Here is a 26,994-nt window from a genome sequence, read left to right as displayed (position 1 = left end):
CTAGAATCTTAAATTGTTGAATATTGGCCTATTATGTTGTGAGAAGACGCTTATTAAGACAATTCTTACTATTGATACCACGCGTATCAGTGGTTTCTTGCCTATATTTTCAATGAACATTAATAATAAATGTGCATTGAAATGAAGGTGACTTCTGATGGTAGGTCAATGTCAAAATAAAGCACTAAATGGCAGACTAGTGGCAATAGGATGTAACTACGAGCCTTGGATAGCGCTTCTCGAACAGTCAGGTTGGAAAACCCAGTGCTGTTATGATTTAAGAACGGTTGATTCAATCCTGGAAGAGTTCAGCCCATGTATTTGTATCGTTGATTTAAGCAATAATGATTTTAGCTTAAACAGCATATCTTTGAGGGCAAATAAAACCAAACAAGTGAGATGGATTGCTCTGATTAAAAAAGAGCAATTGAAAACAGATGCAATATGTCAGTTTATCAATAATTTTTGTGTCGACTATTTCACTGTACCCGTACCAGGCAGCCATCTGCTGGATACTGTTGGTCACCAGCTAGGCATGCTGGATATTGAATCCAGTTCCTGGCATGAGATTACCACCCAGCACGAGATGGGCTTGTTTGGTGAGTCAAAAACGATCAAACAATTACGTGACATGGTTCGTCGTGTGGCGTTAACAGAAGTTAACGTGTTTCTTACCGGGGAGAATGGCACGGGCAAAGAGCTGATAGCCAAATCTGTTCATAACCTGTCCAAACGTAAACATGCCCCCTTTGTGACGATTAATTGCGGGGCACTCAGCAAAGATGATGAAAAGCTGAACTTCCTCAGGCATGTGTCAAAGCCTGATGAGGAAGGCACAGGCTTTAACGGCACCATCATGCTGGATAATGTGGAAGAGTTAACCAAAGAATTTCAGGAATTACTCTTGTCCTTCATTCAGGCTCCTGGCAATGATTCTCTGGACGGCGATTCAGCCTGCGATGTTCGCATTATTGCGGCAACCAGCGCAGATCTGGACGCCTTGGTAGCTAAAGGGGAATTCAGCAAAGAATTGTTTTATCGTCTGAATGTCTTCCACATAAAAGTACCGACCTTGCGAGAGCGTGGTTCTGACATTTTCTTGTTAGCAGAAACCTTTTTGCAGAAGTTTGCCAAGGAATACAGCACCATGGCATCGAGTTTCTCGGAAGACTCCAAGCAACTCTTGCTGCGCTACAGTTGGCCGGGAAATGTCCGTGAGCTGATTAATCAGGTCAAACGGGCAGCGTTGCTGGCGGAGGGGAACGAAGTAAGGGCTGAGCATTTTGATTTGCCCAGCAAGGCTAATTTCAAGCAAAGTTTGCGTAATATTAAGGATGAAGCAGAGAAAGACGTGTTGGTGGCGGTACTGGAAACACACCGGGGTCAGGTTGCTTCGGCAGCCAAAGATTTAGGTGTGTCACGTGCAACCATGTACCGGTTACTGAACAAGCACAATATTGTGCCTGATGTACGTCACTATAACTCGTCGTTTATGCGTGAATAATCCGTAAGCAGGAAGTGAAACACCCCGCACCAAAGTGCGGGGTGTTTGTTTATATACGGTTTGAACGAGATGAGTTCTTAGTGAGACAACAAAATGATTTCGTTGTGCTCATCTGAATCTGTATTGGTGTAGACACACTCTGGCTGGTCAACCATAAGCTCATCCATGGTTGGCACAACGAGTGTTGCCAGGTTGATACTGTCCATTTGTGTTCCTTACTGCTTATCGTTTACTACTAATCATGGTTTCTGTTTTTGTCTGTCAGAAACACTATGTGTTTGAGATGACATTAACATGACAATGCGGCGATGTGCAGAGTCGCTTGGCTATCATTGACTCTTGTTCACAAATTCGTCGCCTATAAATCAATCGCCCACAAATCAGCCCGAGACCTTAGTATCCGCTTTGTTTAAAGGCCGGAGCCCGGTAGCAAAGGGATGTCCAGTACCAGCGGGCAGTGATCCGACAGCGTTAAGCGGCTGACATCTTTTTGGGAAAACGGATACTGATAGACCTTTCCCTGCCTGAGGGCATCAGCAATGTCGGCAGACGCCACAAAGTGATCGATCAAAGCGGTGTATCGCCGGTATTCTGCCTTGCGTTTGGAGCGGTTCAGACGAACATAGCACGAGGCGTTCACGTCTTTTGTCAGCAGATGGACAGAATGACGATCTGAAGAAGGGGCGCTCAGGGAACGATACAACCAGTCACCGCTGTCTGCCATCCGGTGATTAAAGTCGCCACTGATCAAAAACGATTCTTTAGCTGCCAGACGTTGATCAATCCAGTTTTTCAGTACGCCAGCCTGATAGCTCAGGACACGGCAGGACGCAGACTGTCTGTTGATCTTGCTGGTGTAGCAGCCCGATTTTAAATGTACACTCAGCAGATGTATGGGCGTGCCTGACTGAGGATGAACAATCACATACGTTCCGTAGCGAAGGCGGCCTTTTCTGGCTCGTTCGCCTGATTTGGGCGCGGTGCGGATATTCAGACTGGCGATATCTTGCGGGTCACTGACGGGCAGGGATTGCCGGATAGCAAAGCCAGTGTACTGATTGCCGTCTCTGAAGCTTTCGCTGGCTTTGCCGTGCCGGTCGGAAAGGTACAGCGAGTACTGATCTTTGGGCAGGATTCGCTCAACGGCTTCCTTACTGTCTGCTTCCTGAAACGCAATAATGTCCGGTGAGACCCGGCGGATCACATCAGTAAAATAGGCATAATCGGCATCGGTGCGGGGTACCCGGGGCGTGCCAAACCATTCCAGATTCCAGCTCATAACAGTCAGTGATTGCCGTTGTGGCTGTTCGCGGCCAAAAGAGGACAGGCTGTCTGATGCATAGCTGAACATACTGAAAAAACTGACACAGAGGATCAGGATGAACGTCATTCCAACGTCTGGACGAATTCTGTTTACCCTTGTTAACCTTGCCGCCATCAGACGCTCTCCTGCACTGAAATGAAACACATATCAAAGTGTAACCGACATTTAAGCATTCCTGATTCAGATCAAAGCAAAGCTGCGGCATCTGTCGCTTAATGCACAACATATTGTGTCTTGCGCTAAAAACAGTGTGCTTATTTTGTGTTTGTGGGGTGTGTGGTGACAGTGAACAAGGACAGCGACAACAGGCTGGAAGCGATGTTGCAAGATATTCGCGGACTGATGGGACAAACCCATGCTGAACTGCTGAATGAAAACGCGAATAAAGACAGCAGAGTCATTCCTACTCAGCGGGATTTATTGGCGGGGATAGTGGCAAAGCACTATGCTCGTCAATTTTTGTTGCCTCAGGATATTGCCGATGCGCACGACAGTGGCGATCTGCACTTTCATGATCTGGATTATGCCCCTTTCTTCCCCATGTTTAACTGCATGCTGATCGATCTTGAAACCATGCTGACCCAGGGTTTCAAGATGGGGAATGCCGATATCGCAACGCCTCGCTCTATCTTAACGGCAACAGCGGTGACTGCTCAGATCATCGCCCAGGTCGCCAGCCATATTTATGGCGGCACAACGGTGAACCGTATTGATGAAGTATTGGCACCCTATGTCACCAGAAGTTATCAAAAGCACCTGGACATTGCCCGGGAATGGGAGATCCCCGATGCCAGAGCATACGCCCGGCAGAGGACGGAAAAAGAATGCTTTGATGCCTTTCAGTCGCTGGAATATGAAGTGAATACCTTGCATACCGCTAATGGGCAGACGCCTTTTGTCACTTTTGGTTTTGGTCTTGGCACGTCCTGGGAATCACGTCTTATCCAGGAATCCATGCTGAAAAACCGTATTGCCGGCCTGGGAAAAAACAGAAAAACCGCCGTGTTCCCCAAACTGGTGTTTGCCATTAAAGACGGCATCAACCATAAACCGGAGGACGGCAATTATGATATCAAGCAGCTTGCGCTGGCGTGTGCGTCAAAACGCATGTACCCCGATATTCTGAATGTCGAACAGGTAGAATCGGTGACGGGCTCGTTCAAAACGCCCATGGGGTGCCGCAGTTTTCTGGATCGTTTTGAAGCCGATGGCAAGATCGTGCATGAAGGGCGGTGTAATCTGGGCGTCGTCAGCCTGAATTTACCGCGTATTGCGCTGGAAGCCTGTGGCCAGGAAGAGGTCTTCTACCGGTTACTGTCAGTGCGGTTACAGCTCGCCAAAGAAGCACTGGCGTACCGAATATCATCGTTAAACGGTGTGAAAGCCAAAGTGGCGCCCATTTTGTACATGGAAGGCGCCTGCGGCGTACGGCTTGGCCCTGAAGATGATGTCAGCGATTTATTCCGCCACGGCCGGGCATCAATTTCGCTGGGCTATATTGGCTTACATGAAACAGTCAATGCACTGTATGGCAGTGATGTGCATATTTTTGATAGCCAGAACAGGCAGGAAAAAGCGCTGGCCATCGTTCGTTTTCTGCGACAAGCCGTGGACAGCTGGAAGCAGGAAACCGGTTACGGATTCAGTTTGTATGCCACACCCAGTGAAAACCTGTGCAGCCGTTTTTGCGCGCTGGACAGAAAACAGTTTGGTGAAGTGAAAGAAGTGACAGATAAAGGTTACTACACCAACAGTTTTCATCTGGATGTCGAAAAGAAAGTGAATCCTTACGACAAAATTGACTTTGAAATGGCTTACCCCGCAGTGTCCAGCGGGGGATTCATCTGCTACGGCGAGTATCCGAATCTGCAGCATAACCTGGAAGCGCTTGAGAATGTGTGGGATTACAGCTATGCCCGGGTACCTTATTACGGGACAAATACCCCTATCGATGAATGCTACGAGTGTGGCTTTTCGGGGGAGTTTTGCTGCACCAGCAAGGGGTTTACCTGCCCTGCATGCGGCAATGGAGAGCCTGCCAGAGTGTCTGTTATTCGACGGGTCTGCGGTTATCTTGGCAGCCCGGATGCCCGGCCTTTCAATACCGGAAAGCAGGAAGAAGTCCGTCGTCGTGTCAAACATATGTAACGCCGGGAGTGAGAGTGAACTTTCATCAATACTATAACTGCGATGTGGTCAACGGCTCGGGCACACGCTGTACCTTGTTTGTCTCAGGTTGTGAGCACCAGTGCCGGGGTTGCTATAACCAAGCGACCTGGCCGGTTAGCAGCGGCAGGTATTTCGATCAGAAAATGGAAGATGCCATCATCGCTGATTTGCAGGACACGCGTATTTTACGCCGGGGCTTGTCGCTGTCTGGTGGCGATCCGCTTCATCCGGCTAATCTGGGCAGCATCAGTCAATTAGTGAAACGGGTCAGACAGGAATGCCCGGATAAAGATATCTGGCTGTGGACCGGGTATCTGATGGAAAACCTGACCGCAGAGCAAAGGCGGGTGACATCTTATATTGACGTAATGATTGATGGCCCGTTTATTCAGGCACTACATCATGCGTCACTTATCTGGCGGGGCAGCAGCAACCAGCGGGTATTGCGCAAAGCCGGGCCGTCAGGTGTATGGGTAGAAATGAATAATTATCAACAGTTAGGATATTAACCCATTCAATTTTCATGGGTTTTACTGATAACTGCTAAAGTTATCCACTGTTTCTGTGTATAACTGTGGGAAAACATAGTGCATGAATGATACAGAGGTGGATAAACCCATGGTTAAAACACCGACCAGTGCTGGGCTTAGCGGGGAAATTTCGATACACTTCGCCACCCGATACAAACCAAGAACGACTCGAGTCCTGCTATGTCACGAACAATTATTTACACCTATAAGGATCAGGAAAAGCACATCAGTTTTTCCTACAGCCAGTTTCGCTCCATTCATGAGGCGGTTGCCGCCGCAGAAGGAATTGATTTAACAGGGTATCTGAAAATGGAACAGCAGGTAGAAGCTGTGTCCAGCGGCGAGAAGGCAGTAAGAGATTTTCGTGACAGCCATTTCCGTAAGCTGGGGTTCGGCAAAATAACGCTGGCACCGAAACAACATCGCGGAATTGGTGAAAAATAATTTATCTTTTTGCTGTACGCAATTGCAGTAAGCGGTAAATCCACCAACCTGCCAGAGCGGCCAACAAATGCTTGATGCTGTGGCCGCTGATCCACCCTTCAGTCAGCATAAATATACCTGTGTCTTGCAGCTCCGCAATCTTGGCGAATCCATATGTCACCAGTGCCGCCAGATAATATCTGCTACCGGGGCGCCTTTCTTTATACAGCATCAGAATCAGTGGCAAATGCACAATGGGCAGCAACTGAATCAGAATATACGCACTTAAATCCGCTGCATCTCCCTGAGTGGTCGTCATCAAATACCAGTACACAACGGCAAGCAGCCCGTAGACATTCAATGGGAACAGCAATCGCTGTCCTAACCTCGGCGAAATGTACTCGCTTAAAACAATGCAATACAAGTTAACAAAAGCCAGGCTGATCGGAATGCGATCTAACATTAACCCGAACGGATCGGGCGAGAGATGGTAAAACGCTGAGCCAAGGCTGGTGGCTAACAGGGCCTGAAAAAACAGAAAATACGCGCTGGATATTTCAGGTTCGATAACCTGATCAGCCTGTCGCGACGGGATCTGGCTAAGTAGCCTGATACCCAGCAACCCGACCACGGCAAACGGCAGGTTGGACATGACGTTGGTGAAGTTGTTGATACCCAATCGCTGGTGGTTATCGGCATAATCGTAGAAACTGGCTGGCTGGGTAATCGGTGCCCAGTACAGGGTCACAACAATGAGCAACAGTGCTGACCCAATCAACAGCCCCGCTTTTCGTTGATCCGAACCAGGCATGACAGTCAATGGCTGCTACTTTTTCATCGCAATGAAAGTATGAATGTGCCATTGGCGCTTTTCGCCCGTCAGCTGCGAAGAGACTTCATGGCGTTGCTGCCAGGACACGACGTAGAACTGGCTGAACAGCCGCTCCAGCTCAGGCTTGCTGTGCGTCATTATCTTGTCTGAAAAGTCGGAATCATCACCATTCATGCCCAGAAAGTGACCACAGAAGATGCCCCCCGGATTGACGCACTGTACAATTTTCTGCCATACACCATAAAAATCGGCGCGCGGACAGAAGAACAAAGATGCACTGGCATTCACCAGATGGGCTTTAGGGAAGCGGTATTCGCTGAAAGAGCAGTGCTGCAGATCCAGTAGCGGGTTGGAGGCAGCAAGAGGGTGCGTGGATAACTGCCTCAGGCTCTCCAGATTACTGTCAAAGGCATACACGCGATAACGCTGTTCTAACAGATAGAAGGTATCTCTGCCATGGCCGCACCCGCAGTCAACCGCCACTTTCCCTCTGAGTCGCTCACCCAGTAATTGATGCGCTTCAACCAAGTGCGTACGGGGCGCTTGCAGAGAGGATGGAAAAAGATAGGTTTGCCAGTCTATTGTGGCCATGTATACCTCGATAATGCTCACTTCGTGGTCATTTCAAGTATAAGCGGTGCGTGCTGAAGCCAGCGTTCAATAGTTAGACACAGCGACAATCTCTGTTCATCCTTTGCTTGCGAATTCTCAGACCAGTAATCAATGGCCCTGGCAGACGGACAGAGGTAAAGCCGTTGTGCCGCATCAAGAATTTGATCTTACATTGCGCACAAACTTTGCTACTATTTGCGCCAACAAGCCCGCGAACCAGCGAGCCCCCACTCAAGAGAGAAATCATCATGACGAAATTAACTGCAGACGTACAGGCGAATGCTGAATTGTTCTTCACTGAGTCTAAAGAGACGCATGTGGTGTACGGCCTGTGTAATGAAGAAGGGGATTGGTTGTCAGTTGACTCAAGCGAGTTTGAAGAGTCGGAAGTCATGCCGTTCTGGTCCACTGAAGCGGATGCAAAATTTCATTGTGTGGAAGAATGGGCTGAATTTCAGCCATCTCAGCTGCCGTTAGACGTGTTTGTGCAGGACTGGATGATCACACTTTCTGAAGAAGGAGTACTGGTTGGTCTGAACTGGAACCAGGAACTGGAAGGTGCTGAAATGGAGCCGCAGGAAGTGGCTAAACAGTACCTGTAATCCCCTTCGAATATACAGTGAAAACCGCCGGCAGGCGGTTTTTTTGGCGCTATTTTTTATAAAAGCAGGCGATTTATGGATTCAAAACGTTATCAGGCCGGGCTGGCGAGGCTCAACGAACTCGACCCGGATGCAGAGCAGCATTTGAAGGAAACCTTTCAGGCAATTTGTCCAGAGCTGGCCGATTTTATTATCAGCTTTCCGTTTGGTGACGTGCTTTCCAGAGACGGGCTGGATTTCCAGACCCGCGAGCTGGCGACCATTTCGGCGTTAACGGCGATGGGCAACTGCCAGCCGCAACTGGCCAGTCATATCAAAGGGGCACTCCATATTGGCTGCCAGCCTCAGCAGATTGTCGAAGTGATATTGCAGATGGCCGTCTATGCCGGTTTTCCGGCCGCGATTAACGGCATGACAGTGGCAAAAAGCGTGTTTCAGGAGTCAGGCATCATTCACACTGAGCTGAGCGACTAAGCAGAAGCAGCCTGAAACCAGTTTGAATTCGCTCATTGTAAGATCATGTTTTTAAAGATAATGAAATCGAAGCGTCATTAAGATTACGCCCAGTTGTAACACTATGCGCTCAGTATGTGTGCCCGTTCATACATAAAAACTGATAATGCACTTAACTGGGGAAGTCTGATGAGCAAGGCAACATTTGATCCAACATGTTATAACAAAAGTGGCAATGAAACGTTTCAACAGGTGCTTGATAAGCACCTTTCCCGCCGTACCGCACTGAAAAGCACGCTTGGTCTGGGTGCGCTGACTGCCTTGAGCACTTTTGGTCTGGCCGGCTGTGGCAGCGACAGTAACTCTGGTAAATCTAACGGCGGCTCGGGGACAAATCCTGAAGTGCCAAACCGAAGCACAGCTGTGCTGAATTTTGATTCCATTCCCGGCTCTTTACTGGACGCCGTAGCAGTACCGGCCGGTTATTCCGCCCAGGTGTTGGTGCCCTGGGGCACACCTCTGAATAATAAAGCCAGCGCCTGGGATAACACAGGCAATAACTCGGCAGAGGACCAGGCAAATGCGATGGGGATGCATCATGACGGCATGCACTTTTTCCCGCTTAACGACGCCGCCGATGACGGTTTACTGTGTATCAATCATGAGTACATCGATTCGAATGCGCTGCACCCTCACGGCCCGAGTAAAGATTCTGGCACCAATCTGCGCACCAGTGCTGAAGAAATCCGCAAAGAGATCAACGCTCACGGCGTCAGTGTGGTTCGCGTAAAATTGAATGGGAATCAGTGGGCGATTGTCGATAACGATCCGCTTAACCGACGTTTTACGGCGGCTACTGTGATGGATATGGCAGGCCCGCTGGCGTACACCTCTTACCTCGAAACCCGCTTTTCACCCGATGGCAGCCAGACCCGTGGCACACTGAACAACTGCGGTAACGGCTATACCCCCTGGGGCACCTATCTGACGTGTGAAGAGAACTGGCCGGGTTATTTTGTCAATAAAGGTACCAAGACCGAAGAGCAGAATCGCATCGGTGTATCAGGCTCGGCTACACGTTATGGCTGGGATGATCTGGCCGGTGATGCCGATGAGCGCCTTGATGAATTCACGCGTTTTAATGTTACACCAACCGCAGCAAGTGCCGCCGCCGATTACCGCAACGAAGCCAATGGTTTTGGTTATATCGTTGAAATCGATCCGTACAGCCAGAATGCCCGTGCGGTAAAACGTACCGCTTTGGGCCGTTTCCGTCATGAAGGCTGCGCCTTCGGCAAGCTGGAGGAAGGAAAGCCGATTGTTTTTTACTCGGGGCATGACTCTAAATTCGAATACATCTACAAATTTGTCTCTGACGCGGTATGGGACCCGGCAGATGCTAATCCGTCAAACCGCCGCGCTGCGGGCGATAAGTATATGGATCACGGCACCCTGTATGTGGCGAAGTTTTCAGAAGACGGTGCAGGTAGCTGGTTACCACTGACGATGAACAGCCCGACTACAGGCGGTGGTGTGCTCGGCGATACGTTCGATTCATTGGCCGCTATTTTGCTCAATACCGCCGGGGCGGCTGATCTTGTGGGTGCAACGCCAATGGATAGACCGGAATGGGCTTCGATAGATCCCTTCACCGGTACTGTGTATATGACGTTGACCAACAATTCGAGCCGCACAGAAGCCAACGTCGCAAACCCGCGCCTGAACAACTACTTTGGTCATATTATCCGCTGGGACGAAGGCAGCGATGTGACCTCGTTCAGCTGGGACATTTTCCTGTTTGGCTCACCCGCCAGTGCAGACGCCGACACTAATCTGTCTGGCCTGACTGATCTCAATATGTTTGCCAGCCCGGATGGCCTGGCATTTGATGAGCGCGGTATCCTGTGGGTGCAGACGGATAACGGCGCGGCGGATGTCACCAGTTACACCAATGATCAGATGCTGGCGATTGTACCCTCAGCTATGGTGGACAGTCAGGGTCAGCAGCAAGCGGTCACCGGCGCAAACCAAAGCCAGCTGAAACGTTTTTTTGTCGGCCCTAACGGTTGTGAAGTGACGGGCTTTGCTATCAGTCCTGACTATAAGTCTGTCTTTATTAATATTCAGCATCCGGACAATTGGCCGTATTCTGATAACGCGACGATAGAAACCCCGTCGGGCCAGACGGTTCGCCCTCGTGCCGCCACTGTAGTGATTCGTCGTAATGATGGCGGAGAGATTGGCATTTGATGTCACGGTGTCCTAACCCTTTATCAACCCGCAGTCTGACTGCGGGTTTTTCGTTGTGATTTCTTTTGATTTCTTTCTTTCAATCTCTTCCCTTTGATACATTTTTTCGCGACTTTCCCTGACGAAGATTCCATTAAAATTCACCCTGATGCATAATAGATCTCTGATTTTTAAAGGATGTTTTGAAGTGTCTTCCAGATTGGCCGGGGTCACCGTCAGGATTGATAGCGAATGAGAAATGCAGGTGTGAAGGTTGTTCTGCTGCTTGTTATGACTGTGGTATCTGTCGCTGTTAAGGCTGCGCCATCACAGCCGCCGGGATGTGTGATCCTGTTGCATGGTCTTGCCAGAACAGCAAACGCGATGGATACCATGACAAAGGCACTGGAGCTGGCAGGGTATCAGACTGTGAATATGGATTACCCGTCGACAACGGCAAGTATTGAGTCCCTTGCGGCGTCCGTCATTCCAGCAGCTCTGTCTCAGTGCCAGCACATTGAACCGGTTCATTTTGTTACACACTCAATGGGCGGCATCTTAGTCCGGCAGTATCTGTCGGCAAATCGCATAGCAGGCCTTGGCAGGGTCGTGATGCTCGCTCCGCCTAACAAAGGCAGTGAAATTGTGGATGCCATGCGTGATTTAACACTGTATCAGTGGATTTACGGCCCGGCGGGACAACAGTTGGGCACGGATAAGGTCAGTGTGCCTAATACGCTCGGACCAGTTCAGTTTGAGCTGGGCGTGATTGCCGGCAATTACAGTATCAGCCTGCTGACCTCCTGGCTGTTGCCTTTGCCTCATGACGGTAAAGTGTCGGTCGTCAGTACCCAGGTCGAGGGGATGAAATCGCATCTGGTCCTGCCGGTCAGCCATACCTTTATCATGAACAATCATGAAGTGATTGCTCAGACCATGGCATTTTTACGTCAGGGCCGCTTTATAGATAATCATTAAAAGATTCAAGGATCGCCCGCATGTTTGTACTACCTACACCACGGCTAGCCTTAACGGATTTCCTGCCGTCAGATACAGATGCGTATCTGGCGATGGCACAAGATGAAAAGTATCAGCGTTTTTACAGTGAACAAGATTGCAATGAGAAGGCTATGCGTGATCTGGTCACTCTGTTTGTTGAGCAGGCCAGAGAACGCCCCCGGGAAAAATATCAGTTAGCGATCCGTCTGGCACAAGGCAAGGAGCCAGTGTCTCCTTTGATCGGTACTGCGGGATTACGCATAGATAACAGCGGTGATGCGTCGGTTGGCTGCGGTTTGCTGCGAGCCTGTCATGGGCAGGGCATTGCTGAAGAAGCAATGATAGGGTTAGTCAACTTTGGTTTTGAAGAGTTAGGTCTTCACCGAGTGTATGCAGAAACGTTGGCGGCCAATAAAGCGGCAATAGCACTTTGTCGTCGTCTTGGTATGATCGAAACCGAACGGCTGCATTCCCACCGTTACTTTAAAGGGCGCTGGTGGGACGCTGTCACTATGGAAATGGATCTTCACCGCTGGAAAAAAACGGGGCTGTCTTTCGCTGCACCCGGATGTGGAAATAGCCTCACCTGAGCGGATTGTGCCGGTGAGGTCTGTATGTTCAGGCTGAGGTTCAGTTTGCCTGAGAGAGGTTGTTATGAAAAAAGTGATACAAGTCGTTGCTGCTCTGGCCATACTGCTGGCTGTTTTCTGGGCAGGTATGCAATTTGAACGTTTTCGCTATGAAGATGTGTGTTTGGATATGGGCGGCGGCAGAAACCCGGGTGATTTCCCGATCTGCGTGATTCAGACTCCTTGATCACGCTTGTCTAGAGACAGTATTTAGCAGGTAAAAGAGTATTTTGATTGTAGGGTAACTAATATGGATGTGATTGAGATTCAGGACGTTTCACCTTTTAAGGCGCAGTTAATTCCGCTGTTGCAAAACTGCGTGGATGACGGTGCTTCAATAGGTTTTTTGCCACCGTTCAGCGATGAGGAAGCCGAGGCTTACTGGCTTGGGGTGGCGAATGACATAGGTGACGGGCGTAAATTGTTTGTGGCCTGTGAAGGGGATGCAGTCATTGGCACAGTGCAGCTTGCTTTGACGTCAAAACGTAACGGGTGCCACAGGGCTGAAGTGGAAAAACTGATGGTTAACACGGCTGCCCGCGGCAAAGGGGTAGGAAAAGCATTGATGACCACAGCTGAATTATGCTGTCAGCAATTGCAGCGCAGCCTGATTGTGCTGGATACCCGGGAAGGGGATGTTGCTTCATCCCTCTATCGTAAGCTGGGCTATACAGAAGCGGGAAGAATCCCTGATTTTGCCCTGAGTGCGTCAGGTCAGTTCGATGCAACGATATTTTTTTATAAACAATTAACGTGTTAAAACCTTGTGGGCTTTAATGCTACAGGCAGCACCGGGAGTGGGTATAACGTTGTCGGTCTGTTGCTGAGCAGCCTTTAACTCTTTGACAGCGAGCGTTTTCTTGCCTGAAAACGGTTCAGGGAATTTGCCTCGAAGGCTTGTTCTGGCCGCAGAGACAGGCATTGTTGATGAACCGCCAAAAAATGTTTACCCCCCTGATTACCTGTGTTGCAACGAGTAGCCAATGGCATTCAGCTAAGACAAGATGATATATTTTGCCTTAGCTGAATGAGAAGTTGTTGAATCGTAGGATCGGTCACTATGCTAGCACCAGAGAACCCCAGAAACGAAGTTGAGCGTTTGCAATGCTTGCGTTCCTTGTCTTTGCTGGATACGGATCGGGAAGAAAGGTTCGACCGGATAACGCGTCTTGCCAGGCGGCTTTTCAATGTGCCGGTTGCAACAGTGACGCTGGTTGGTGATGACAGACAGTGGTTTAAATCCTGCTGCGGTGCTGAACTGATAGAAACCAGCCGGGAAGTGTCATTTTGCGGACACGCAATCCTGGCTGATGGCCCTTTTATTGTTTCTGATGCATCTCAGGATAAACGGTTTCATGATAACCCTTTGGTTTCCGGCCCTCCCCATATCCGCTTTTATGCGGGTGTCTCTTTGGTTTACGACAATAAATACAAGCTGGGCACCTTGTGTATCTTCGACCATCAGCCCCACTCGATGAGCAAAGATGAAATCAGGGATCTGGTTGATCTGGCCAAGATGGCCGAGCAGGAGTTGTCTGCCCTGCATGATGCAACCATTGATGAATTGACTCAGATATCCAACCGCCGCGGTTTCATCAAACTGGCGACCAAGAGCCTGGAAAACAGCCATCTTCATGGCACGCCGTTTTCACTGGCATTTTTCGATCTCAATAAATTCAAAGACATTAATGATCAATTTGGCCACCAGGCCGGTGATAATGCGCTGAAAGATTTTGCCTTGCTGATCAGCCAGAGTTTTCGCTATTCCGATTTATTTGCCAGAGTTGGCGGGGATGAGTTTGTCGTACTGTATTCAGGGATGACGGAAGAGGAAACGCGACAGACTATAGAGCGTTTTCAAAAGACGGTCGATGTGTTCAATACCCGGCAAAACCGCCCGTATCAGTTATCTTTCAGTGCCGGCGTCTACAGCTTGCCGGCAGGTAAAGTGATGAACCTGGACGAGATTCTGGCGAAAGCGGACTCAAGAATGTATCTCAGTAAAATGCAATCCTGATGGCTTTAAAACACCCTCCAGCTGCTGAGGCTGGAGGGTGTTGTGTCCTATAATAATTATTTTTTCAATGTTTTTGGTGCAGCACTGCGGCTACGGATCGCTTTTTGTAATCGCATCCGGCGCTCTGCAGCAGATTGATCCGGATTATTGGTACGGCCTTTGCGATCACGGTATGAGGCTTTGGTGTTCAGTTTCTCAATCAGTGCGTCACGTTTAGCAGGCTCATAACCTTCAAGAATGACCCGGCGAATGCGTTGCTTGATGAGTTTTTCAACTTGCAGCAAGGTCAGTTCTTCTTCGCGGCTGACAAAGGAAATGGCATGGCCTTGCTGACCGGCACGACCGGTACGGCCAATGCGGTGTACATAATCTTCGGCAAGAAATGGCATGTCATAGTTCACAACATGCGGTAAGCCTTGAATATCCAGTCCGCGTGCAGCAACTTCCGTCGCAACCATCACCCGGGCTTTCCCTGTCGTAAACTCTTCCAGCGCACGGCGACGCGCACTTTGTGCTTTATCACCATGACAAAGAACGGCTTTGATACCGTCGAGTTTCAGCTCTGTCACCAGGTCATTGGCGGTTTCTTTGTAATTCACAAACACCAGTACCTGCTGCCAGTTCTTTTTACCAATCAGCTCAGAAAGCAGCTCGCGTTTGCGATCTTCATCAACAGGGTAAACCACATGCGCCACGGTTTCTGCCGTGGAGTTTTCAGGTGTGACAGAAATACGCTTTGGCTTATTTGTGATGTCGCCAGCCAGTTTGTTCATCAGGCTGGAGAATGTGGCAGAGAACAGCATGGTTTGCGGATGGCCCTGAATGCCACTCATAATAGTGCGGATATCGCTAATGAAGCCCATATCTAACATACGGTCAGCTTCGTCAAACACCAGAAATTCCAGGTTCGTTAACGACAGATTACCTAAATCCAGGTGCTCAATTAAGCGGCCTGGTGTTGCAACCAGAATGTCGACGCCACTTTCAAGCTGCTTTTCCTGACTCGACATTTTCTTTCCGCCGAAAACAGCAGCAACACGTAATTCCAGATACTGGCTGTAATCTGAAATATTACGTGCAATCTGCTCTGCCAGTTCACGTGTCGGCGCCAGGATCAGCGCGCGCGTCGTATAACTTTTTCTCGGCTTGGGGGTGTCGGCAATTTTCTGAATGATTGGCAGCGAAAAAGCGGCTGTTTTGCCCGTACCAGTCTGGGCATTTGCCACAATGTCCTCACCACGACGAGCAGCAGGTATCGCTTTTTGCTGAATGGGTGTCATTTTTTCATAACCACATTCATCCAAAGCGCGAACAATTTCCGGAGCAAAATTTTGTGAAGCAAATGACATGTTACATTCCTACAGACGGTATACCGAACGAAACGCTAAGCTGAGGATTCCGTTTGGTATGACTGACCAAAACCACGGATTATAGAGCAATAATCATAGCCTGTGGCAGATGATTTGAGCTTTAGCTGAAAAATTACGCAATAAAGGCGGATATCCGGCCTGAAATAAGCCCGGCTTATTTCAGGAAAGAGGAGAGAGCAGAAGTGGCGGGTTGTCAGTAATAATGATATCGACGCCCCACTGGTAAAATTGTGCAACCAGTTCCGGTTTATTCATGGTCCAGATATGAAGATCCAACCCGGCCTGTTTGATCGTGCTCGCCAGTGTTTCGTTCAGTAACCGATAGTCCATATGGACACTGAACAGTTCAAGTTTCTCTGACAATCCCATCAGATCTTCCGGCACGCTGTCGCAGATCAACCCTCGGCGGATATGAGGCATCACCTGCTGGCAACAGGCGACAGCGTTAACGGAAAAGCTCGACAATATCAGCGATTCCTCAGGGAAACCATTGGCCGCAATGGTGTCTGCAACCTTACTGATCAGTAGCTCGGTGTCTGCTTCATCATGAATCTTGATTTCCAGATTGAGCTTAAGTTGGTATGCACGGCAGGCAGTGAGCGCTTCTTCCAGCGTCAGAATGCGTTCATTGGTAAAGTTGGTGCTAAACCAGCTACCGGCGTCAAGTGCTTTCAATTCAGCCAGATTCAGTTCACGTACATAACCCCGGCCGTTGGTGCAGCGGTTCACTTTTTTGTCGTGAAATATTACCGGGATAAAATCCGCACAGAGTTGGGTATCCATTTCAACCCACTGAACCTGATGTTTAGCGGCTTCCTGCAAGCCTGCCAGGGTGTTTTCAGGAGCCAGCGCAGCGGCTCCGCGATGTCCGGAAATCATGTGTGATCAGTACCATCAAGAAAAATGAGACAGGTAACGACTGTATCTGTGAATATGCCTCAGGATTATAACAGTTCAATGACGGTAAACGTCCAGATATTGTTCAGCGATCCGTTGTCGCTGCCCCCACATAGCTGCCGAGTTTGATGAAATAGTGTTTGCTGCAACGGCTGCACTGGAACTTATGACTATTTTTGTTAATGATTTTATCTAACATCGTTCGGCGAATACGCAGTGGAACACTCTTGCTTTTGCAATGTGGACACATAATCGTGCTTTTTTTCTATGAAATAGTGGGCGTATTGTATTCGACAAATTAATCAATTCAGTGATTTACGTCACAAATCACTATTGCATATGCGGCAGGGTGTAATGCATAAGTTGAATATTGCCTAAATGTCAGTCAAATGAAGGTGAAATCTTGCTTTTGTGTTCGGAGAAGAAAAATGAAAGCTCGGTATGAGTGTGTTACCATTCGCCGACTTTTAACCGTGTAGCCGACGCCGCCACCTTAAGAACTGAGGGATGCAGCGACTTTCCGCTTCGCACGATGACGATAGATTGATGAGGAATTTAGTATGAAACTGACTGTGCTGGATCAGGCATTGTTTGACCACTTGTATCGTGACATTAGAGAGTTTCGTACTACGTTTGATCTGGACATTGAGAATCCATCGACGCTGAATGAGCAAATGGACCAGTTACATACCTCGCTGGCAGTAGAAGAACTGACAGAACTGGCGGAAGCTGATTCTCTGGTTGAGCAGGCCGATGCCATTGTCGACACTGTGTATGTGCTGATGGGACGGCTGGTGCACCTGGGTGACAGCAAGGTTCAGGACAACTTGGGTATCAGTTATATGATTGACCTGTTACTGCAAATTGCCAAACGACTCAATATCGATTTCGTTCCCTGCTGGGACGAAGTGCATGCCAGCAATATGAGCAAGGTGTGCCGTAACGAGCAGGAATTTTCGGAAACACAGGCGTTTTATGCCAAGCAGGGCGTAGAGATTACAGGTAACCAGAAAGGCGATTACATCATTGCTAAATGTGCCAAAGATGTTGAGTTGGAAGACAAAGTCATACGCAAAGGGAAAGTCCTGAAATCTGTGTATTATCGTCCCGCCGATCTGGTGACATTAGTAACTAACTAATTTCTGAGTTTCATCATCGCTTGATCCCTGCCACATAGGCGGGGATTTTTCCGACTACTTTCACTCACTGTCTTCGTACTGACGTACCAGCCCTTTACACTTTTCTTTTTTCTGACGAATTGCTGATTATGCCCCGATCTAATGCCACTGATTCCACCCATGCAGGTTCGCTGTCGCGACAGCTGTTTTCTATGACCTGGCCGATGATGTTCGGTGTACTTTCGTTGATGAGCTTTCAACTGGTCGACAGTGCCTTTATCGGACAATTGGGTGTGTTGCCACTTGCTGCCCAGGGCTTCACGCTACCGATACAGATGATCATTATCGGTCTTCAGGTTGGACTGGGTATTGCCACGACGGCGGTGATCTCACGGGTGCTCGGCAGTGGTGACGAGCGGCGTGCCAAGCAGTTAGGTGGACTGGTTGTTCTGACCGGTGCTCTGATAGTCGTTGTTGTCGGGATTGCCATCTGGTTATTGAGAGGACCAATCCTTTCATTGCTGAGCGCGCCGGATAACGTCCGGCCACTCATTGATGCTTATTGGCCGTACTGGCTGTGCAGTGCCTGGCTGGGTGCCATGGTCTATTTTGCCTACAGTTTGTGCCGGGCCAATGGCAATACAGTGCTACCCGGTATCATGATGGTGGTAACCAGCGTGCTGAACATGGTGTTGGATCCGCTCTTTATTTTCACGCTGGATCTTGGGCTTGTCGGTGCTGCAATGGCAACCATAGTGGCATTTGCCATCGGCATGCTGGTGATGTTTCCTGTTGTTATCAAACGGCATTGGATGTCGTTGAACTGGCAGGGCCTGCATGTCATGGCATCGATAAAAGAGCTCCTGAACATTATGGCGCCCGCCATGCTCAGCCAGCTGATGCCGCCGCTGGCTTCCATGCTGGCAACAAAACTGGTTGCCGGCTTCGGTGCTGCTGCCGTCGCCGCCTGGGCGTTAGGATCCAGACTGGAATTTTTCTCTATTGTGGTAGTGCTGGCGCTCACTATGTCTATGCCGCCTATGGTGGGCCGCTGTCTGGGACAAAAGGACATGGCATCAATCACGGCATTAATCCGGCTGGCGGTGAAATTTATCATGGTCTGGCAGTTTGCGATCGCTGCGATTTTGCTGATGTTGTCTGTATGGCTGCCGTCCGTGTTAAGCAGCGATCCATCCGTCAGCCAGCTTCTTTCTGTTCATCTTCGCTGGGTGCCCGTCAGCCTTGGCCCGCTTGGGGTGTGTATGCTGATGGTTTCGGTGAGTAATGCGCTGGGGATGCCGATGCGGGCATTGGTGATTTCCTGTTTAAGGTTATTTGCCTGTTTTCTTCCGTTGATCTGGCTGGGCGCGCACTTTGGCGGAATAAAAGGCCTGTTTATCGGGGCGATGTTTGGTAATCTTGCCGCCGGATTGATGGCCTGGCTGTGTTTCCAGCAAGGCATGCATAAAGTGGTCGCGAAATTCACACCTGCGACTATGGCAGAGCAGAATTAATACCAATCTGGATAAGTCAGTGTTCAATCAATGCGCAGGAAAAATCGCTCAGAACAAGGCATGGCGTGCAGCTCGCGAGCGGTTCTAACGAGAAAATCCACAAGGCAGTGGTTATCGGTTTTAACCAGCAAGAATGATCAAAGACTTATGTAGGTTGGTATAAGTACAAAAGAAGACTTGGAGAAACAATGAACCGTATTTCCCCGCAGCAAAGGCATCGATTTAAGAGCATCAGTTATCAGGACATTGGGCAGGGTCCGGTGATCCTTCTGGGCCATGCTTACCTGTGGGACAGCACTATGTGGCAACATCAGACAGCAGCGCTCAGTCAGCATTTTCGTTGTATCGTGCCAGATTTCTGGGGGCACGGCGAATCTGATGCCGCGCCGTCCGCCAGCGCGACGCTGGCTGATTATGCCAGTTTGATCAATGAATTACTGGAACACCTTGGCCTGGATCAAGTGGGTGTTGTTGGTCATTCGCTGGGTGGAAGCTGGGCGATTGAACTGGGTGTGCTTGCCCCTGCTAAAGTGAAAGCTCTGGCGCTGCTGGACAGCTTTGCCGGATTAGAGCCTGAAGTGGTTAACCTGAAATATCAGGCGCTGTTACGTGAGGCTGAATCTGCTCAGTGTTTCAGCCAGGCATTTATCGATTTCTTTACCCCTTTGCAGTTCGGCCAGAATGCAGAACGGCGTCAGCCTGAACTGGCTGCGCAGTTTCGTACCCGTTTAGCGCAATATCAGGGCGGTGCGGTCAGTGCGCTGACCCAGGCCGGGCGTATGTGGTTTGGTCGCCGTGACAGTTTTGAAGATGCCGAAAACTTTGCTCTCCCATGCCTGCTGCTAGTGGGGGTGCAAGACAGAGTTCGTTCTGTTCTGGAATCGCACCTGATGCTGGATGGTGTGACAGGAAGCCGTCTTGAGCTGATTGCAGAGGCGGGCCATTTAACACCCCTGGAGCAACCGGAAGAAGTCACAGGCCATTTGCTGCCATTTTTCCGGCACACCATGGAATGACATTAGAATAATTGAGGGAATAAGATGCTAGGGATTGTGATCAGACTTTTTCCGCTGTGGGCTGTGCTGCTATCCGGTTATGCCTATGTGCAACCGGCTTTTTTTGTTGAGTTGAAAGCCGCTATCGTACCTTTGCTGACATTTGTGATGTTAACAATGGGGCTGACGCTGAAAATGACGGATTTTCTGGCGGCAGTACAGAACAAACGAGCGGTGAGTGTCGGTGTACTGCTACAGTTTACCGTCATGCCTCTGGTGGCCATAGTGCTCAGTCTGGCATTGGGGTTTAACCCTGAGCAAACCGTTGGTATGGTGTTGGTGGGCAGCGTTGCCGGTGGTACGGCATCTAATGTGATTTGCTATCTCGCCAAAGGGGATGTTGCGTTATCCATTACCATGACGGCAATGTCGACCTTACTCGGCGTGTTTCTGACACCGCTGCTGACCGGCTCCCTGGCGGGGCTGAGTGTCGAAGTCCCTATGATGGCGATGCTCTCCAGTCTGGTAAAAATGGTCTTGCTACCTGTGCTGGGCGGGGTGCTGATTAATCATTTTGTTGCAGGCTTCACGCGTCGGCTTGCCCCTGTTTTGCCTTTGCTGTCTGTGGTTGCCATTGTCATTATCATTGCGATTGTCGTGGCGCTCAATGCTGAAAGCCTGACGCAAATCGGGCCGGTGATCGCGCTGGCGGTTATTCTCCATAATGGTATTGGCCTGGCTGCCGGGTATTTTTCCTGCCGTCTGTTGGGATTCAATGAGACAGTCTGCCGTACCATTGCCATTGAAGTTGGCCTGCAAAATTCCGGTTTGGCGACGGCGCTGGCGATGAAATTCTTTTCCCCGGTTGCGGCGATACCCGGTACGCTGTTTTCAATCTGGCATAACATTTCAGGTTCAATGCTGGCGGCGTACTGGTCTAAAAAAGCCCCTGCTCAAAGTGTGGATCCGTTAGCAAGCTGAACCGACAGGGAAGAGAAAAAAGCAGTCAGTTATCATCACTGGCTGCTTTTTTCATTAAGCAGCCTTTCTGACTTAATCTGACACAACGCCAAAATGGTTCGTTACAGTGTCACTGATATTCAACGAGAGAAAAGACATGCAATCAACAGTTCGTGCCCTGATGGTTCAGGGGACTACATCTGATGCAGGAAAAAGTGTGCTGGTTGCCGGATTGTGCCGGGTGCTGGCAAGAAAAGGCATTCAGGTCGCGCCGTTCAAACCGCAAAACATGGCACTGAACAGTGCGGTTACCGCTGATGGCGGTGAGATTGGTCGCGCTCAGGCAGTTCAGGCTTTCGCCTGCGGTATTGAGCCAACAGTAGATATGAACCCGGTATTGCTCAAACCGAACACGGACACTGCCGCCCAGGTGATCGTGCAGGGCAGGGCTGTCGAGGACATGGATGCCATTGGCTTTCAGGGTTATAAGCAATTTGTGTTGCCTTCAATTCTGGCATCTTTCGCCCGCCTGCAGCAGCGCTACGACACTGTGGTGATTGAAGGGGCCGGTAGTCCGGCTGAAGTCAATCTGCGCGAAAACGATGTCGCCAATATGGGCTTTGCCGAACCTGCCGATGTGCCGGTTATCATTGTGGCCGACATAGATCGCGGCGGTGTTTTTGCGCATCTGTACGGCACGCTTGCCTTATTGTCTGAGTCGGAGCAGGCCAGAGTAAAAGGCTTTGTCATTAACCGATTTCGCGGCGATATCACCTTATTGCAATCCGGGCTTGACTGGCTGGAGCAGAAAACAGGCAAACCTGTACTGGGTGTATTGCCGTATCTGCATGGCCTGATGCTCGAAGCGGAAGATGCGATTTCTGTTCAACAGGTGGAAAAAGTAGACAAACCCTTGCAGGTTGCGGTGCCTGTATTAACCCGAATCAGTAATCACACCGATTTCGATGCATTGCGGATGCATCCTCAGGTCAATGTTCACCTGACAGGTAAAGGGGAGCCATTGCCTGCTGCCGATCTGATTATTCTGCCCGGTAGCAAAAGCGTGCGCAGCGATTTAGCTTACCTGCGTGAACAGGGCTGGGATAAGCAGATTGCCCGGCACCTTCGCCTTGGCGGCAAGGTCATGGGTATTTGCGGCGGTTACCAGATGCTGGGCGAATGGGTATCCGATCCGCATGGCCTGGAAGGGGAACCGGGTCAAAGTCCGGGTTTAGGTTACTTGCCAATTACGACGGTTTTGGAGCCCGAAAAGCAGCTTAAACGCTCTCAGGGCACATTACGTCTGCCAGGCATGCCGTCGGTTGAGGTCAGTGGTTACGAAATTCACGCCGGGGTGACATCGGGTGTGACGCTGGACTCAGCACCGGTTCATTTGCACACAGACAGCGGGAATCTTGCTGATGGTGCAATCGGTGTTGATGATCAGGTGTTCGGTACTTATTTACACGGCGTGTTTGATAAACCCTCAGCCTGCAGCGCTATTCTGAGCTGGGCCGGTTTATCGGACTGCCAGACGCCAGACATGGAACAAATCAAAGCGGAAAACATTGAACGGCTGGCTGATGAAATCGAAAAGCATCTCGATCTGGCTGCGCTTTGGCCTGAATGGAAGCATTTGTTTCAAAAGGTATAATTTTTTCTGGCAACTCAATCTGCTGCATAATAATTAATAGGCAGAGTATTTTAAGGTGATACAGGAAAAATGCCTGTAAATATCGTCTTACAGGTCTGTGTTGGCGAATGGCATGAAAATCAGGCTGAAAGTATAAGAATAGCGTTTGTCATTCATTTTCAATTAGCGTTTGCACATACAGGATGAAGGCGATAAGTTAAATGCCTGTTGGAGTAGATGATCGGCCTGATACTGACCATATCAGGCCACGATATGTAATTGGAAGTAAGCAGTATGCACAAAACAGACGACGTAAGAATTAAAGAAATTAAAGAATTATTGCCGCCGGTAGCCGTGCTGGAAAAGTTTCCGGCCACTGAAAACGCATCTGAAACTGTCTATGAAGCGCGTAAAGCCATTCATAACATTTTAAATGATGAAGATGATCGCTTGCTGGTAGTGGTTGGCCCTTGCTCCATTCATGATACGAAAGCGGCTATTGAGTATGGAGCCCGCCTGAAAACATTGCGTGACGAACTGAAAGATCGTCTGGAAATTGTTATGCGTGTCTACTTTGAAAAGCCACGTACTACAGTTGGCTGGAAAGGTTTGATTAACGACCCGTATATGGATGACAGCTTTCAGTTAAATGACGGCTTGCGTATGGGTCGTAAACTGCTGCTGGATTTGACCGATATGGGCATGCCGACAGCCGGTGAATTCCTGGACATGATCACACCACAGTACATGGGTGATCTCATCAGTTGGGGCGCAATCGGTGCGCGTACCACTGAGTCCCAGGTTCACCGTGAACTGGCCTCTGGTTTGTCTTGTCCGGTGGGATTTAAAAACGGCACAGACGGCAATATCAAAATTGCCACTGATGCTATCGGTTCCGCCAGTGCGCCACACCATTTCCTTTCCGTAACCAAGTTCGGTCATTCCGCGATTGTATCAACGGCGGGTAATGAAGACTGCCATATCATTCTGCGTGGCGGTAAAGAGCCGAATTATAGCGCGGAGCATGTGAATGCTGTGGTTGATCAACTCGAAAATGCGGGTCATCGTCAGAAAGTGATGATCGACTTCAGCCACGCCAACAGCCTGAAACAGTATAAGCGCCAGGTTCTGGTTGCTGAAGATGTGGGTCAGCAGATTGCCAGCGGTAACAAAGCTATCTTCGGGGTGATGATTGAAAGTCATCTGGTTGAAGGTCGTCAGGATATTGTCGATGGCAAGGTTGCTACTTACGGCCAGAGCATCACGGATGCCTGTATTGGTTGGGAAGACACTGAAAACGTGTTGCGTGAGCTGGCAGATAAAGTCGAACAGCGTCGTCAGAAGTCATGATCTGATATCGGTGCGGCCACTCAGCGCCAGCGATGATTGAAAAAGCGAGAGTCTGACCGGGCTCTCGCTTTTTTTTGTATTCAGGCATGGCGTTTGAGGTGATATCAGCCGCCCTGACCGGGCGGGTACTGTGTGAACATTTCACTGACCTGTTCCTGTATGAAGTTGTCTCTGGCTGTCGGGGTCATGCTTTCTGTCAGTTGACGACGGGAAATAGAACGCCAGATAACTTTATTGGTTTTGTTATCAATTAATTCAACGATCAGCTTGCCATAGGTGTATTCACGGAATCTGACAGGGGCTGAATAGGCAATGCTGCTATAACCGTAACCAACTCCGAATCCGACTGAGGTGCCGTAAGAGTCAAAATCTGTCATTTCCCGGATATAGGGGTGAACCGTGATATCAGCCTTTGGCTCTGCTTCCAGTACCGGTTGCAGACCTTTATATCTTAATTCCCGTTTGATGGTGTCTTCCAGCCGCGCTTTATCAAGACTGACAATCGACGATTTTCCAGGCTCAGCAAACTGGAAGGTCTTGTACTGGCCGAAGTTGACGTTTGCATTGTAGTCAGTGGATACCTTGGCGCTGCACCCGCTCAGCAGAATCAGGACACTGGGAATAAATATCAGTAGTAAAGCTCTCATGCCATCTACCCTCGCTAGCTGATGGGATCGCGGTTGCTTTGAGTATAGCGTTTTGGCGGCTTCTATAATCAATACATCTGAGAGTGACATTTTTCATCCGGGAGCAAGAATGAAAGTCGCAGGTGGTTGTTTTGCTGTGCTAATCATTTTCGTTGCTGCTGGTAGTCGTCTGTTGGCGGAAAACCCTGCGGCACAGGGGGCCGAGACAGACATTGTCAGCCTGTCGGTTCATTTCATCGACCAGACCAGAGTGAGCGATGCCCAGTCAGACAAAGCAGAGCGAGCAGATAAGACAGAGATACCCGGCCTTCTTTTTCATCCGCTAGACGGCTATGTGGAGTATGAGCGTATTTGGTGCCTGTCCGGTGATTTTTCAGTTAAAGGCTACCAAGCGCGCATTCAGGCGTTTTGTCGTCGTCAAAAGGGTCGAATGGAAGGGGAATGGTGCCGGGCAGCAGATGTACCGCTCTTTAGTGCCTCCATTGCCCTGATGGGGGAAACGTGCACCCCGGCAGGTGAAACAGCGGTTGTACATGTTTATCAGCCGCTTACCAGCCCGGACTCTGCCGACTGGCAGCGATTTGCTGATGTCATGGGCTATCAGGCGGTAAAGAAGTAGCTCCTGTGTGGCACCGGGCAGAGTTTCATCATCTGCCAGCTGATTTTATCAATCAGTCAGGTACACTTATCTGGACTGACCAGATAACAAACAAGGATGTAGCATGTCAAACTGGCAACGGCTTTTGGTAACAGAAGAAGAGGGTATTGTTACCGTCTCTTTAAATCGGCCTGAGAAACTGAATGCGCTGGATATCAGGTTATTCAAAGAACTGGATAGCGTCAGCCAGTCTTTGCGTAAGCGAAAAGATATTCGTGCCATTATTTTAACCGGTGAGGGCGGTAACTTCAGCAGTGGCCTGGATGTTAAGAGTGTAGCGACCTCACCGAGCAAGGTGTTGGGAGTGCTCAAAAAATGGATGCCGGGCAATGCCAATCTCGCCCAGCGGGTATCGCGCAACTGGCGCCGTATTCCCGTGCCAGTGATTGCTGCGATAGAAGGGCGTTGTTATGGCGGTGGCATGCAGATAGTGCTGGGGGCCGATTTTCGTTTTGCCACACCGGAATCTGAACTGTCTATCATGGAGATACGCTGGGGCCTGGTGCCAGATATGGCGGGCTTACTGTCACTGCGCGAGTTGGTGGCAAAAGATGTGGCGATGAAGCTCACGATGACCGGCGAAATCGTATCCGGCTCTCGCGCGCAGCAACTTGGCCTGGTCACGGAAATTCATGATAACCCACGCCAAGCCGCGCAAGTGCTGGCTCAGCAGTTCTGTCAGGCGTCGCCAGATGCGATTGCTGCCATCAAATCAACCACAACCAGCAGCTGGTCTCGCAGCGAACGGTATTTGCTGGCCAAAGAAACCATCAGCCAGCTGAGGTTGATTCTGGGGAAGAATTTTCACATCGCCGGATACAGGCAGCGTAACAAAGCGGATAAACCCTATCGGCAACGCCAGTCATTTTGGTAACAAATCCATGGGCTTATCTGTTCAGCAGGCTTATACTTTCTAAAGACCCCGCTGGAGGAGAGCCTGTTGGATCAAAGTGACAAAGACGCCATCTGTTTTATTGGCGCAGTCGTTGTGGTTTGTTTTGTCGTACAGGTTGTCAATGTACTGCTGAATGGCTACCTGCTGGATTTTGGCTTGCTGCCAAGACACCTTAACCATGCGATAGGCCTGTTAGCCTATCCGTTTATCCATGGCTCGTGGGCACACCTATTCAGTAATATGGTGTCATTTTCAGCCCTGGCTTATCTGGTGTCACGTTCAGGGACGGCCAGATTGATCTCTGTCTTTATGATCAGTTGGGCGGTCAGCGGGGCAGGCGTGTGGTTATTTGGCCGCATGCATTACCATATTGGCTTAAGCGGTATTATCTACGGACTCTGGGCGTATCTATTGGTTTATGCCGTGCTCAGACGTAGTATCAAGTCGATGGCGATTGCTTTGATTGTGATGTTTTTTTACGGCCCGATGCTGACGGGGATCATTCCCGCGCATAGCTGGATAAGCTACGAAAGTCATTTGTCCGGTGCGCTGGCCGGTGTGATGGCCGGCTATGTGTTCGCCCGGCGGGATAAAGCCAAAGCCATAGCAAATGTTGAACAATAAGAGGATGACG

At 49.6% G+C, this 26,994-nt stretch carries 27 protein-coding genes and 1 pseudogene; 21 read left to right on the top strand and 7 right to left on the bottom strand.

Going from position 1 to position 26,994, the window contains the following annotated elements; translation table 11 throughout:
* Nucleotides 1-157 precede the first annotated feature (157 nt).
* Nucleotides 158-1,504: a VpsR-related response regulator gene (locus Q4491_RS18295; RefSeq protein ID WP_192014193.1), complete on the top strand. Its 1,347-nt coding sequence runs from the start codon at nucleotides 158-160 to the stop codon at nucleotides 1,502-1,504.
* Between the two features lie 77 nt (nucleotides 1,505-1,581).
* Here the strand turns inward: Q4491_RS18295 and Q4491_RS18290 are convergent, their stop codons facing one another.
* Both Q4491_RS18290 and Q4491_RS18285 read right to left on the bottom strand, forming a co-directional pair.
* On the bottom strand, nucleotides 1,582-1,710 hold the full coding sequence (locus tag Q4491_RS18290) for a hypothetical protein (protein WP_255558089.1): 129 nt from the start codon (nucleotides 1,708-1,710) through the stop codon (nucleotides 1,582-1,584).
* Between the two features lie 203 nt (nucleotides 1,711-1,913).
* On the bottom strand, nucleotides 1,914-2,942 hold the full coding sequence (locus Q4491_RS18285) for an endonuclease/exonuclease/phosphatase family protein (RefSeq protein ID WP_303459691.1): 1,029 nt from the start codon (nucleotides 2,940-2,942) through the stop codon (nucleotides 1,914-1,916).
* Between the two features lie 210 nt (nucleotides 2,943-3,152).
* Between Q4491_RS18285 and nrdD the strand changes: the two are divergent.
* From nrdD to Q4491_RS18270, 3 genes and pseudogenes are all read left to right on the top strand, one after another.
* Nucleotides 3,153-4,976, top strand: a pseudogene (nrdD, locus tag Q4491_RS18280) (anaerobic ribonucleoside-triphosphate reductase); the annotation flags it as partial.
* A gap of 14 nt (nucleotides 4,977-4,990) precedes the next feature.
* Nucleotides 4,991-5,506, top strand: a complete 516-nt coding sequence (gene nrdG / locus Q4491_RS18275; protein ID WP_303459689.1) for an anaerobic ribonucleoside-triphosphate reductase-activating protein — start codon at nucleotides 4,991-4,993, stop codon at nucleotides 5,504-5,506.
* A gap of 201 nt (nucleotides 5,507-5,707) precedes the next feature.
* A complete protein-coding gene (locus Q4491_RS18270) occupies nucleotides 5,708-5,971 on the top strand; it encodes a DUF2960 domain-containing protein (RefSeq protein WP_120512255.1) in 264 nt (87 codons plus the stop codon).
* Between the two features lies 1 nt (nucleotide 5,972).
* Here Q4491_RS18270 and Q4491_RS18265 read toward each other — a convergent pair whose 3' ends face one another.
* Complete coding sequence (locus Q4491_RS18265; RefSeq protein WP_225445021.1) at nucleotides 5,973-6,761, bottom strand: ceramidase domain-containing protein; 789 nt, start codon at nucleotides 6,759-6,761, stop codon at nucleotides 5,973-5,975.
* A 15-nt stretch (nucleotides 6,762-6,776) separates the two neighbouring features.
* On the bottom strand, nucleotides 6,777-7,373 hold the full coding sequence (locus tag Q4491_RS18260; protein ID WP_192014544.1) for a class I SAM-dependent methyltransferase: 597 nt from the start codon (nucleotides 7,371-7,373) through the stop codon (nucleotides 6,777-6,779).
* Nucleotides 7,374-7,642: 269 nt separating this feature from the next.
* Between Q4491_RS18260 and Q4491_RS18255 the strand changes: the two genes are divergently transcribed.
* The 8 genes from Q4491_RS18255 (at nucleotide 7,643) to Q4491_RS18220 (ending at nucleotide 14,323) form a co-directional block, all read left to right on the top strand.
* Complete coding sequence (locus Q4491_RS18255) at nucleotides 7,643-7,996, top strand: DUF2750 domain-containing protein (protein WP_027254236.1); 354 nt, start codon at nucleotides 7,643-7,645, stop codon at nucleotides 7,994-7,996.
* Nucleotides 7,997-8,071: 75 nt separating this feature from the next.
* Nucleotides 8,072-8,470, top strand: a complete 399-nt coding sequence (locus Q4491_RS18250) for a carboxymuconolactone decarboxylase family protein (protein ID WP_192014187.1) — start codon at nucleotides 8,072-8,074, stop codon at nucleotides 8,468-8,470.
* Between the two features lie 168 nt (nucleotides 8,471-8,638).
* Nucleotides 8,639-10,699: a PhoX family phosphatase gene (locus Q4491_RS18245; protein ID WP_303459680.1), complete on the top strand. Its 2,061-nt coding sequence runs from the start codon at nucleotides 8,639-8,641 to the stop codon at nucleotides 10,697-10,699.
* 231 nt (nucleotides 10,700-10,930) lie between these two features.
* Nucleotides 10,931-11,656, top strand: coding sequence for a triacylglycerol lipase (locus Q4491_RS18240; RefSeq protein WP_303459677.1), 726 nt, complete (start codon nucleotides 10,931-10,933; stop codon nucleotides 11,654-11,656).
* A gap of 20 nt (nucleotides 11,657-11,676) precedes the next feature.
* Nucleotides 11,677-12,267 carry a GNAT family N-acetyltransferase gene (locus Q4491_RS18235; RefSeq protein WP_303459675.1) on the top strand — a complete coding sequence of 197 codons (591 nt, stop codon included), beginning with the start codon at nucleotides 11,677-11,679 and terminating at the stop codon, nucleotides 12,265-12,267.
* A gap of 64 nt (nucleotides 12,268-12,331) precedes the next feature.
* A complete protein-coding gene (locus Q4491_RS18230; protein ID WP_303459672.1) occupies nucleotides 12,332-12,493 on the top strand; it encodes a hypothetical protein in 162 nt (53 codons plus the stop codon).
* A gap of 63 nt (nucleotides 12,494-12,556) precedes the next feature.
* The gene (locus Q4491_RS18225) at nucleotides 12,557-13,066 is read left to right on the top strand and encodes a GNAT family N-acetyltransferase (RefSeq protein WP_303459669.1); all 510 of its coding nucleotides are present in this window, start codon (nucleotides 12,557-12,559) and stop codon (nucleotides 13,064-13,066) included.
* A gap of 300 nt (nucleotides 13,067-13,366) precedes the next feature.
* Nucleotides 13,367-14,323, top strand: coding sequence for a sensor domain-containing diguanylate cyclase (locus Q4491_RS18220; protein ID WP_303459666.1), 957 nt, complete (start codon nucleotides 13,367-13,369; stop codon nucleotides 14,321-14,323).
* 56 nt (nucleotides 14,324-14,379) lie between these two features.
* Here the strand turns inward: Q4491_RS18220 and Q4491_RS18215 are convergent, their stop codons facing one another.
* Together Q4491_RS18215 and Q4491_RS18210 are read right to left on the bottom strand one after the other, a co-directional pair.
* Nucleotides 14,380-15,672: a DEAD/DEAH box helicase gene (locus Q4491_RS18215; protein ID WP_192014181.1), complete on the bottom strand. Its 1,293-nt coding sequence runs from the start codon at nucleotides 15,670-15,672 to the stop codon at nucleotides 14,380-14,382.
* Nucleotides 15,673-15,852: 180 nt separating this feature from the next.
* A complete protein-coding gene (locus Q4491_RS18210; protein WP_303459663.1) occupies nucleotides 15,853-16,572 on the bottom strand; it encodes a glycerophosphodiester phosphodiesterase family protein in 720 nt (239 codons plus the stop codon).
* 578 nt (nucleotides 16,573-17,150) lie between these two features.
* Between Q4491_RS18210 and Q4491_RS18205 the strand changes: the two genes are divergently transcribed.
* From Q4491_RS18205 to aroG, 6 genes are all read left to right on the top strand, one after another.
* Nucleotides 17,151-17,729: a nucleoside triphosphate pyrophosphohydrolase family protein gene (locus Q4491_RS18205; RefSeq protein ID WP_218386631.1), complete on the top strand. Its 579-nt coding sequence runs from the start codon at nucleotides 17,151-17,153 to the stop codon at nucleotides 17,727-17,729.
* A 128-nt stretch (nucleotides 17,730-17,857) separates the two neighbouring features.
* A complete protein-coding gene (locus tag Q4491_RS18200) occupies nucleotides 17,858-19,222 on the top strand; it encodes an MATE family efflux transporter (protein WP_225445002.1) in 1,365 nt (454 codons plus the stop codon).
* A gap of 188 nt (nucleotides 19,223-19,410) precedes the next feature.
* The gene (locus Q4491_RS18195) at nucleotides 19,411-20,238 is read left to right on the top strand and encodes an alpha/beta fold hydrolase (protein WP_192014174.1); all 828 of its coding nucleotides are present in this window, start codon (nucleotides 19,411-19,413) and stop codon (nucleotides 20,236-20,238) included.
* Between the two features lie 24 nt (nucleotides 20,239-20,262).
* Nucleotides 20,263-21,198, top strand: coding sequence for a bile acid:sodium symporter family protein (locus Q4491_RS18190; RefSeq protein WP_237795281.1), 936 nt, complete (start codon nucleotides 20,263-20,265; stop codon nucleotides 21,196-21,198).
* A 136-nt stretch (nucleotides 21,199-21,334) separates the two neighbouring features.
* Nucleotides 21,335-22,831 carry a cobyric acid synthase gene (locus Q4491_RS18185; RefSeq protein WP_192014170.1) on the top strand — a complete coding sequence of 499 codons (1,497 nt, stop codon included), beginning with the start codon at nucleotides 21,335-21,337 and terminating at the stop codon, nucleotides 22,829-22,831.
* A gap of 273 nt (nucleotides 22,832-23,104) precedes the next feature.
* Nucleotides 23,105-24,160 carry a 3-deoxy-7-phosphoheptulonate synthase AroG gene (gene aroG, locus Q4491_RS18180; protein WP_192014168.1) on the top strand — a complete coding sequence of 352 codons (1,056 nt, stop codon included), beginning with the start codon at nucleotides 23,105-23,107 and terminating at the stop codon, nucleotides 24,158-24,160.
* Between the two features lie 104 nt (nucleotides 24,161-24,264).
* On the opposite strand, the gene Q4491_RS18175 is transcribed toward aroG, so the two are convergent.
* A complete protein-coding gene (locus Q4491_RS18175) occupies nucleotides 24,265-24,807 on the bottom strand; it encodes a DUF4136 domain-containing protein (RefSeq protein ID WP_303459656.1) in 543 nt (180 codons plus the stop codon).
* Between the two features lie 109 nt (nucleotides 24,808-24,916).
* Between Q4491_RS18175 and Q4491_RS18170 the strand changes: the two genes are divergently transcribed.
* From Q4491_RS18170 to Q4491_RS18160, 3 genes are all read left to right on the top strand, one after another.
* Nucleotides 24,917-25,426, top strand: coding sequence for a hypothetical protein (locus tag Q4491_RS18170; RefSeq protein WP_303459654.1), 510 nt, complete (start codon nucleotides 24,917-24,919; stop codon nucleotides 25,424-25,426).
* 103 nt (nucleotides 25,427-25,529) lie between these two features.
* A complete protein-coding gene (locus tag Q4491_RS18165) occupies nucleotides 25,530-26,339 on the top strand; it encodes a crotonase/enoyl-CoA hydratase family protein (protein ID WP_303459652.1) in 810 nt (269 codons plus the stop codon).
* 66 nt (nucleotides 26,340-26,405) lie between these two features.
* The gene (locus Q4491_RS18160; protein WP_225445001.1) at nucleotides 26,406-26,984 is read left to right on the top strand and encodes a rhomboid family intramembrane serine protease; all 579 of its coding nucleotides are present in this window, start codon (nucleotides 26,406-26,408) and stop codon (nucleotides 26,982-26,984) included.
* The last annotated feature ends 10 nt before the right edge of the window (nucleotides 26,985-26,994 follow it).

It is taken from the genome of Photobacterium sp. 2_MG-2023, from assembly GCF_030547675.1.
Taxonomy (GTDB): Bacteria; Pseudomonadota; Gammaproteobacteria; order Enterobacterales; family Vibrionaceae; genus Photobacterium; species Photobacterium arenosum.
Note: the sequence above shows the minus strand (reverse complement) of the source record. Positions and strands in the feature narration are given on the sequence as shown.

Bases quoted from the DNA above. Each gene is read 5' to 3' on its own strand.
- Q4491_RS18255 (WP_027254236.1), top strand. From the start codon at position 7,643: ATGACGAAATTAACTGCAGACGTACAGGCGAATGCTGAATTGTTCTTC.
- Q4491_RS18235 (WP_303459675.1), top strand. From the start codon at position 11,677: ATGTTTGTACTACCTACACCACGGCTAGCCTTAACGGATTTCCTGCCG.
- Q4491_RS18265 (WP_225445021.1), bottom strand. From the start codon at position 6,761: ATGCCTGGTTCGGATCAACGAAAAGCGGGGCTGTTGATTGGGTCAGCA.
- Q4491_RS18170 (WP_303459654.1), top strand. From the start codon at position 24,917: ATGAAAGTCGCAGGTGGTTGTTTTGCTGTGCTAATCATTTTCGTTGCT.
- Q4491_RS18215 (WP_192014181.1), bottom strand. From the start codon at position 15,672: ATGTCATTTGCTTCACAAAATTTTGCTCCGGAAATTGTTCGCGCTTTG.
- Q4491_RS18260 (WP_192014544.1), bottom strand. From the start codon at position 7,373: ATGGCCACAATAGACTGGCAAACCTATCTTTTTCCATCCTCTCTGCAA.
- Q4491_RS18295 (WP_192014193.1), top strand. From the start codon at position 158: ATGGTAGGTCAATGTCAAAATAAAGCACTAAATGGCAGACTAGTGGCA.
- Q4491_RS18165 (WP_303459652.1), top strand. From the start codon at position 25,530: ATGTCAAACTGGCAACGGCTTTTGGTAACAGAAGAAGAGGGTATTGTT.
- Q4491_RS18205 (WP_218386631.1), top strand. From the start codon at position 17,151: ATGAAACTGACTGTGCTGGATCAGGCATTGTTTGACCACTTGTATCGT.
- Q4491_RS18245 (WP_303459680.1), top strand. From the start codon at position 8,639: ATGAGCAAGGCAACATTTGATCCAACATGTTATAACAAAAGTGGCAAT.
- Q4491_RS18290 (WP_255558089.1), bottom strand. From the start codon at position 1,710: ATGGACAGTATCAACCTGGCAACACTCGTTGTGCCAACCATGGATGAG.
- Q4491_RS18190 (WP_237795281.1), top strand. From the start codon at position 20,263: ATGCTAGGGATTGTGATCAGACTTTTTCCGCTGTGGGCTGTGCTGCTA.
- Q4491_RS18285 (WP_303459691.1), bottom strand. From the start codon at position 2,942: ATGGCGGCAAGGTTAACAAGGGTAAACAGAATTCGTCCAGACGTTGGA.
- Q4491_RS18220 (WP_303459666.1), top strand. From the start codon at position 13,367: ATGCTAGCACCAGAGAACCCCAGAAACGAAGTTGAGCGTTTGCAATGC.
- aroG (WP_192014168.1), top strand. From the start codon at position 23,105: ATGCACAAAACAGACGACGTAAGAATTAAAGAAATTAAAGAATTATTG.
- Q4491_RS18200 (WP_225445002.1), top strand. From the start codon at position 17,858: ATGCCCCGATCTAATGCCACTGATTCCACCCATGCAGGTTCGCTGTCG.
- Q4491_RS18185 (WP_192014170.1), top strand. From the start codon at position 21,335: ATGCAATCAACAGTTCGTGCCCTGATGGTTCAGGGGACTACATCTGAT.
- Q4491_RS18250 (WP_192014187.1), top strand. From the start codon at position 8,072: ATGGATTCAAAACGTTATCAGGCCGGGCTGGCGAGGCTCAACGAACTC.
- Q4491_RS18175 (WP_303459656.1), bottom strand. From the start codon at position 24,807: ATGAGAGCTTTACTACTGATATTTATTCCCAGTGTCCTGATTCTGCTG.
- Q4491_RS18210 (WP_303459663.1), bottom strand. From the start codon at position 16,572: ATGATTTCCGGACATCGCGGAGCCGCTGCGCTGGCTCCTGAAAACACC.
- Q4491_RS18240 (WP_303459677.1), top strand. From the start codon at position 10,931: ATGAGAAATGCAGGTGTGAAGGTTGTTCTGCTGCTTGTTATGACTGTG.
- Q4491_RS18225 (WP_303459669.1), top strand. From the start codon at position 12,557: ATGGATGTGATTGAGATTCAGGACGTTTCACCTTTTAAGGCGCAGTTA.
- Q4491_RS18270 (WP_120512255.1), top strand. From the start codon at position 5,708: ATGTCACGAACAATTATTTACACCTATAAGGATCAGGAAAAGCACATC.
- Q4491_RS18230 (WP_303459672.1), top strand. From the start codon at position 12,332: ATGAAAAAAGTGATACAAGTCGTTGCTGCTCTGGCCATACTGCTGGCT.
- Q4491_RS18195 (WP_192014174.1), top strand. From the start codon at position 19,411: ATGAACCGTATTTCCCCGCAGCAAAGGCATCGATTTAAGAGCATCAGT.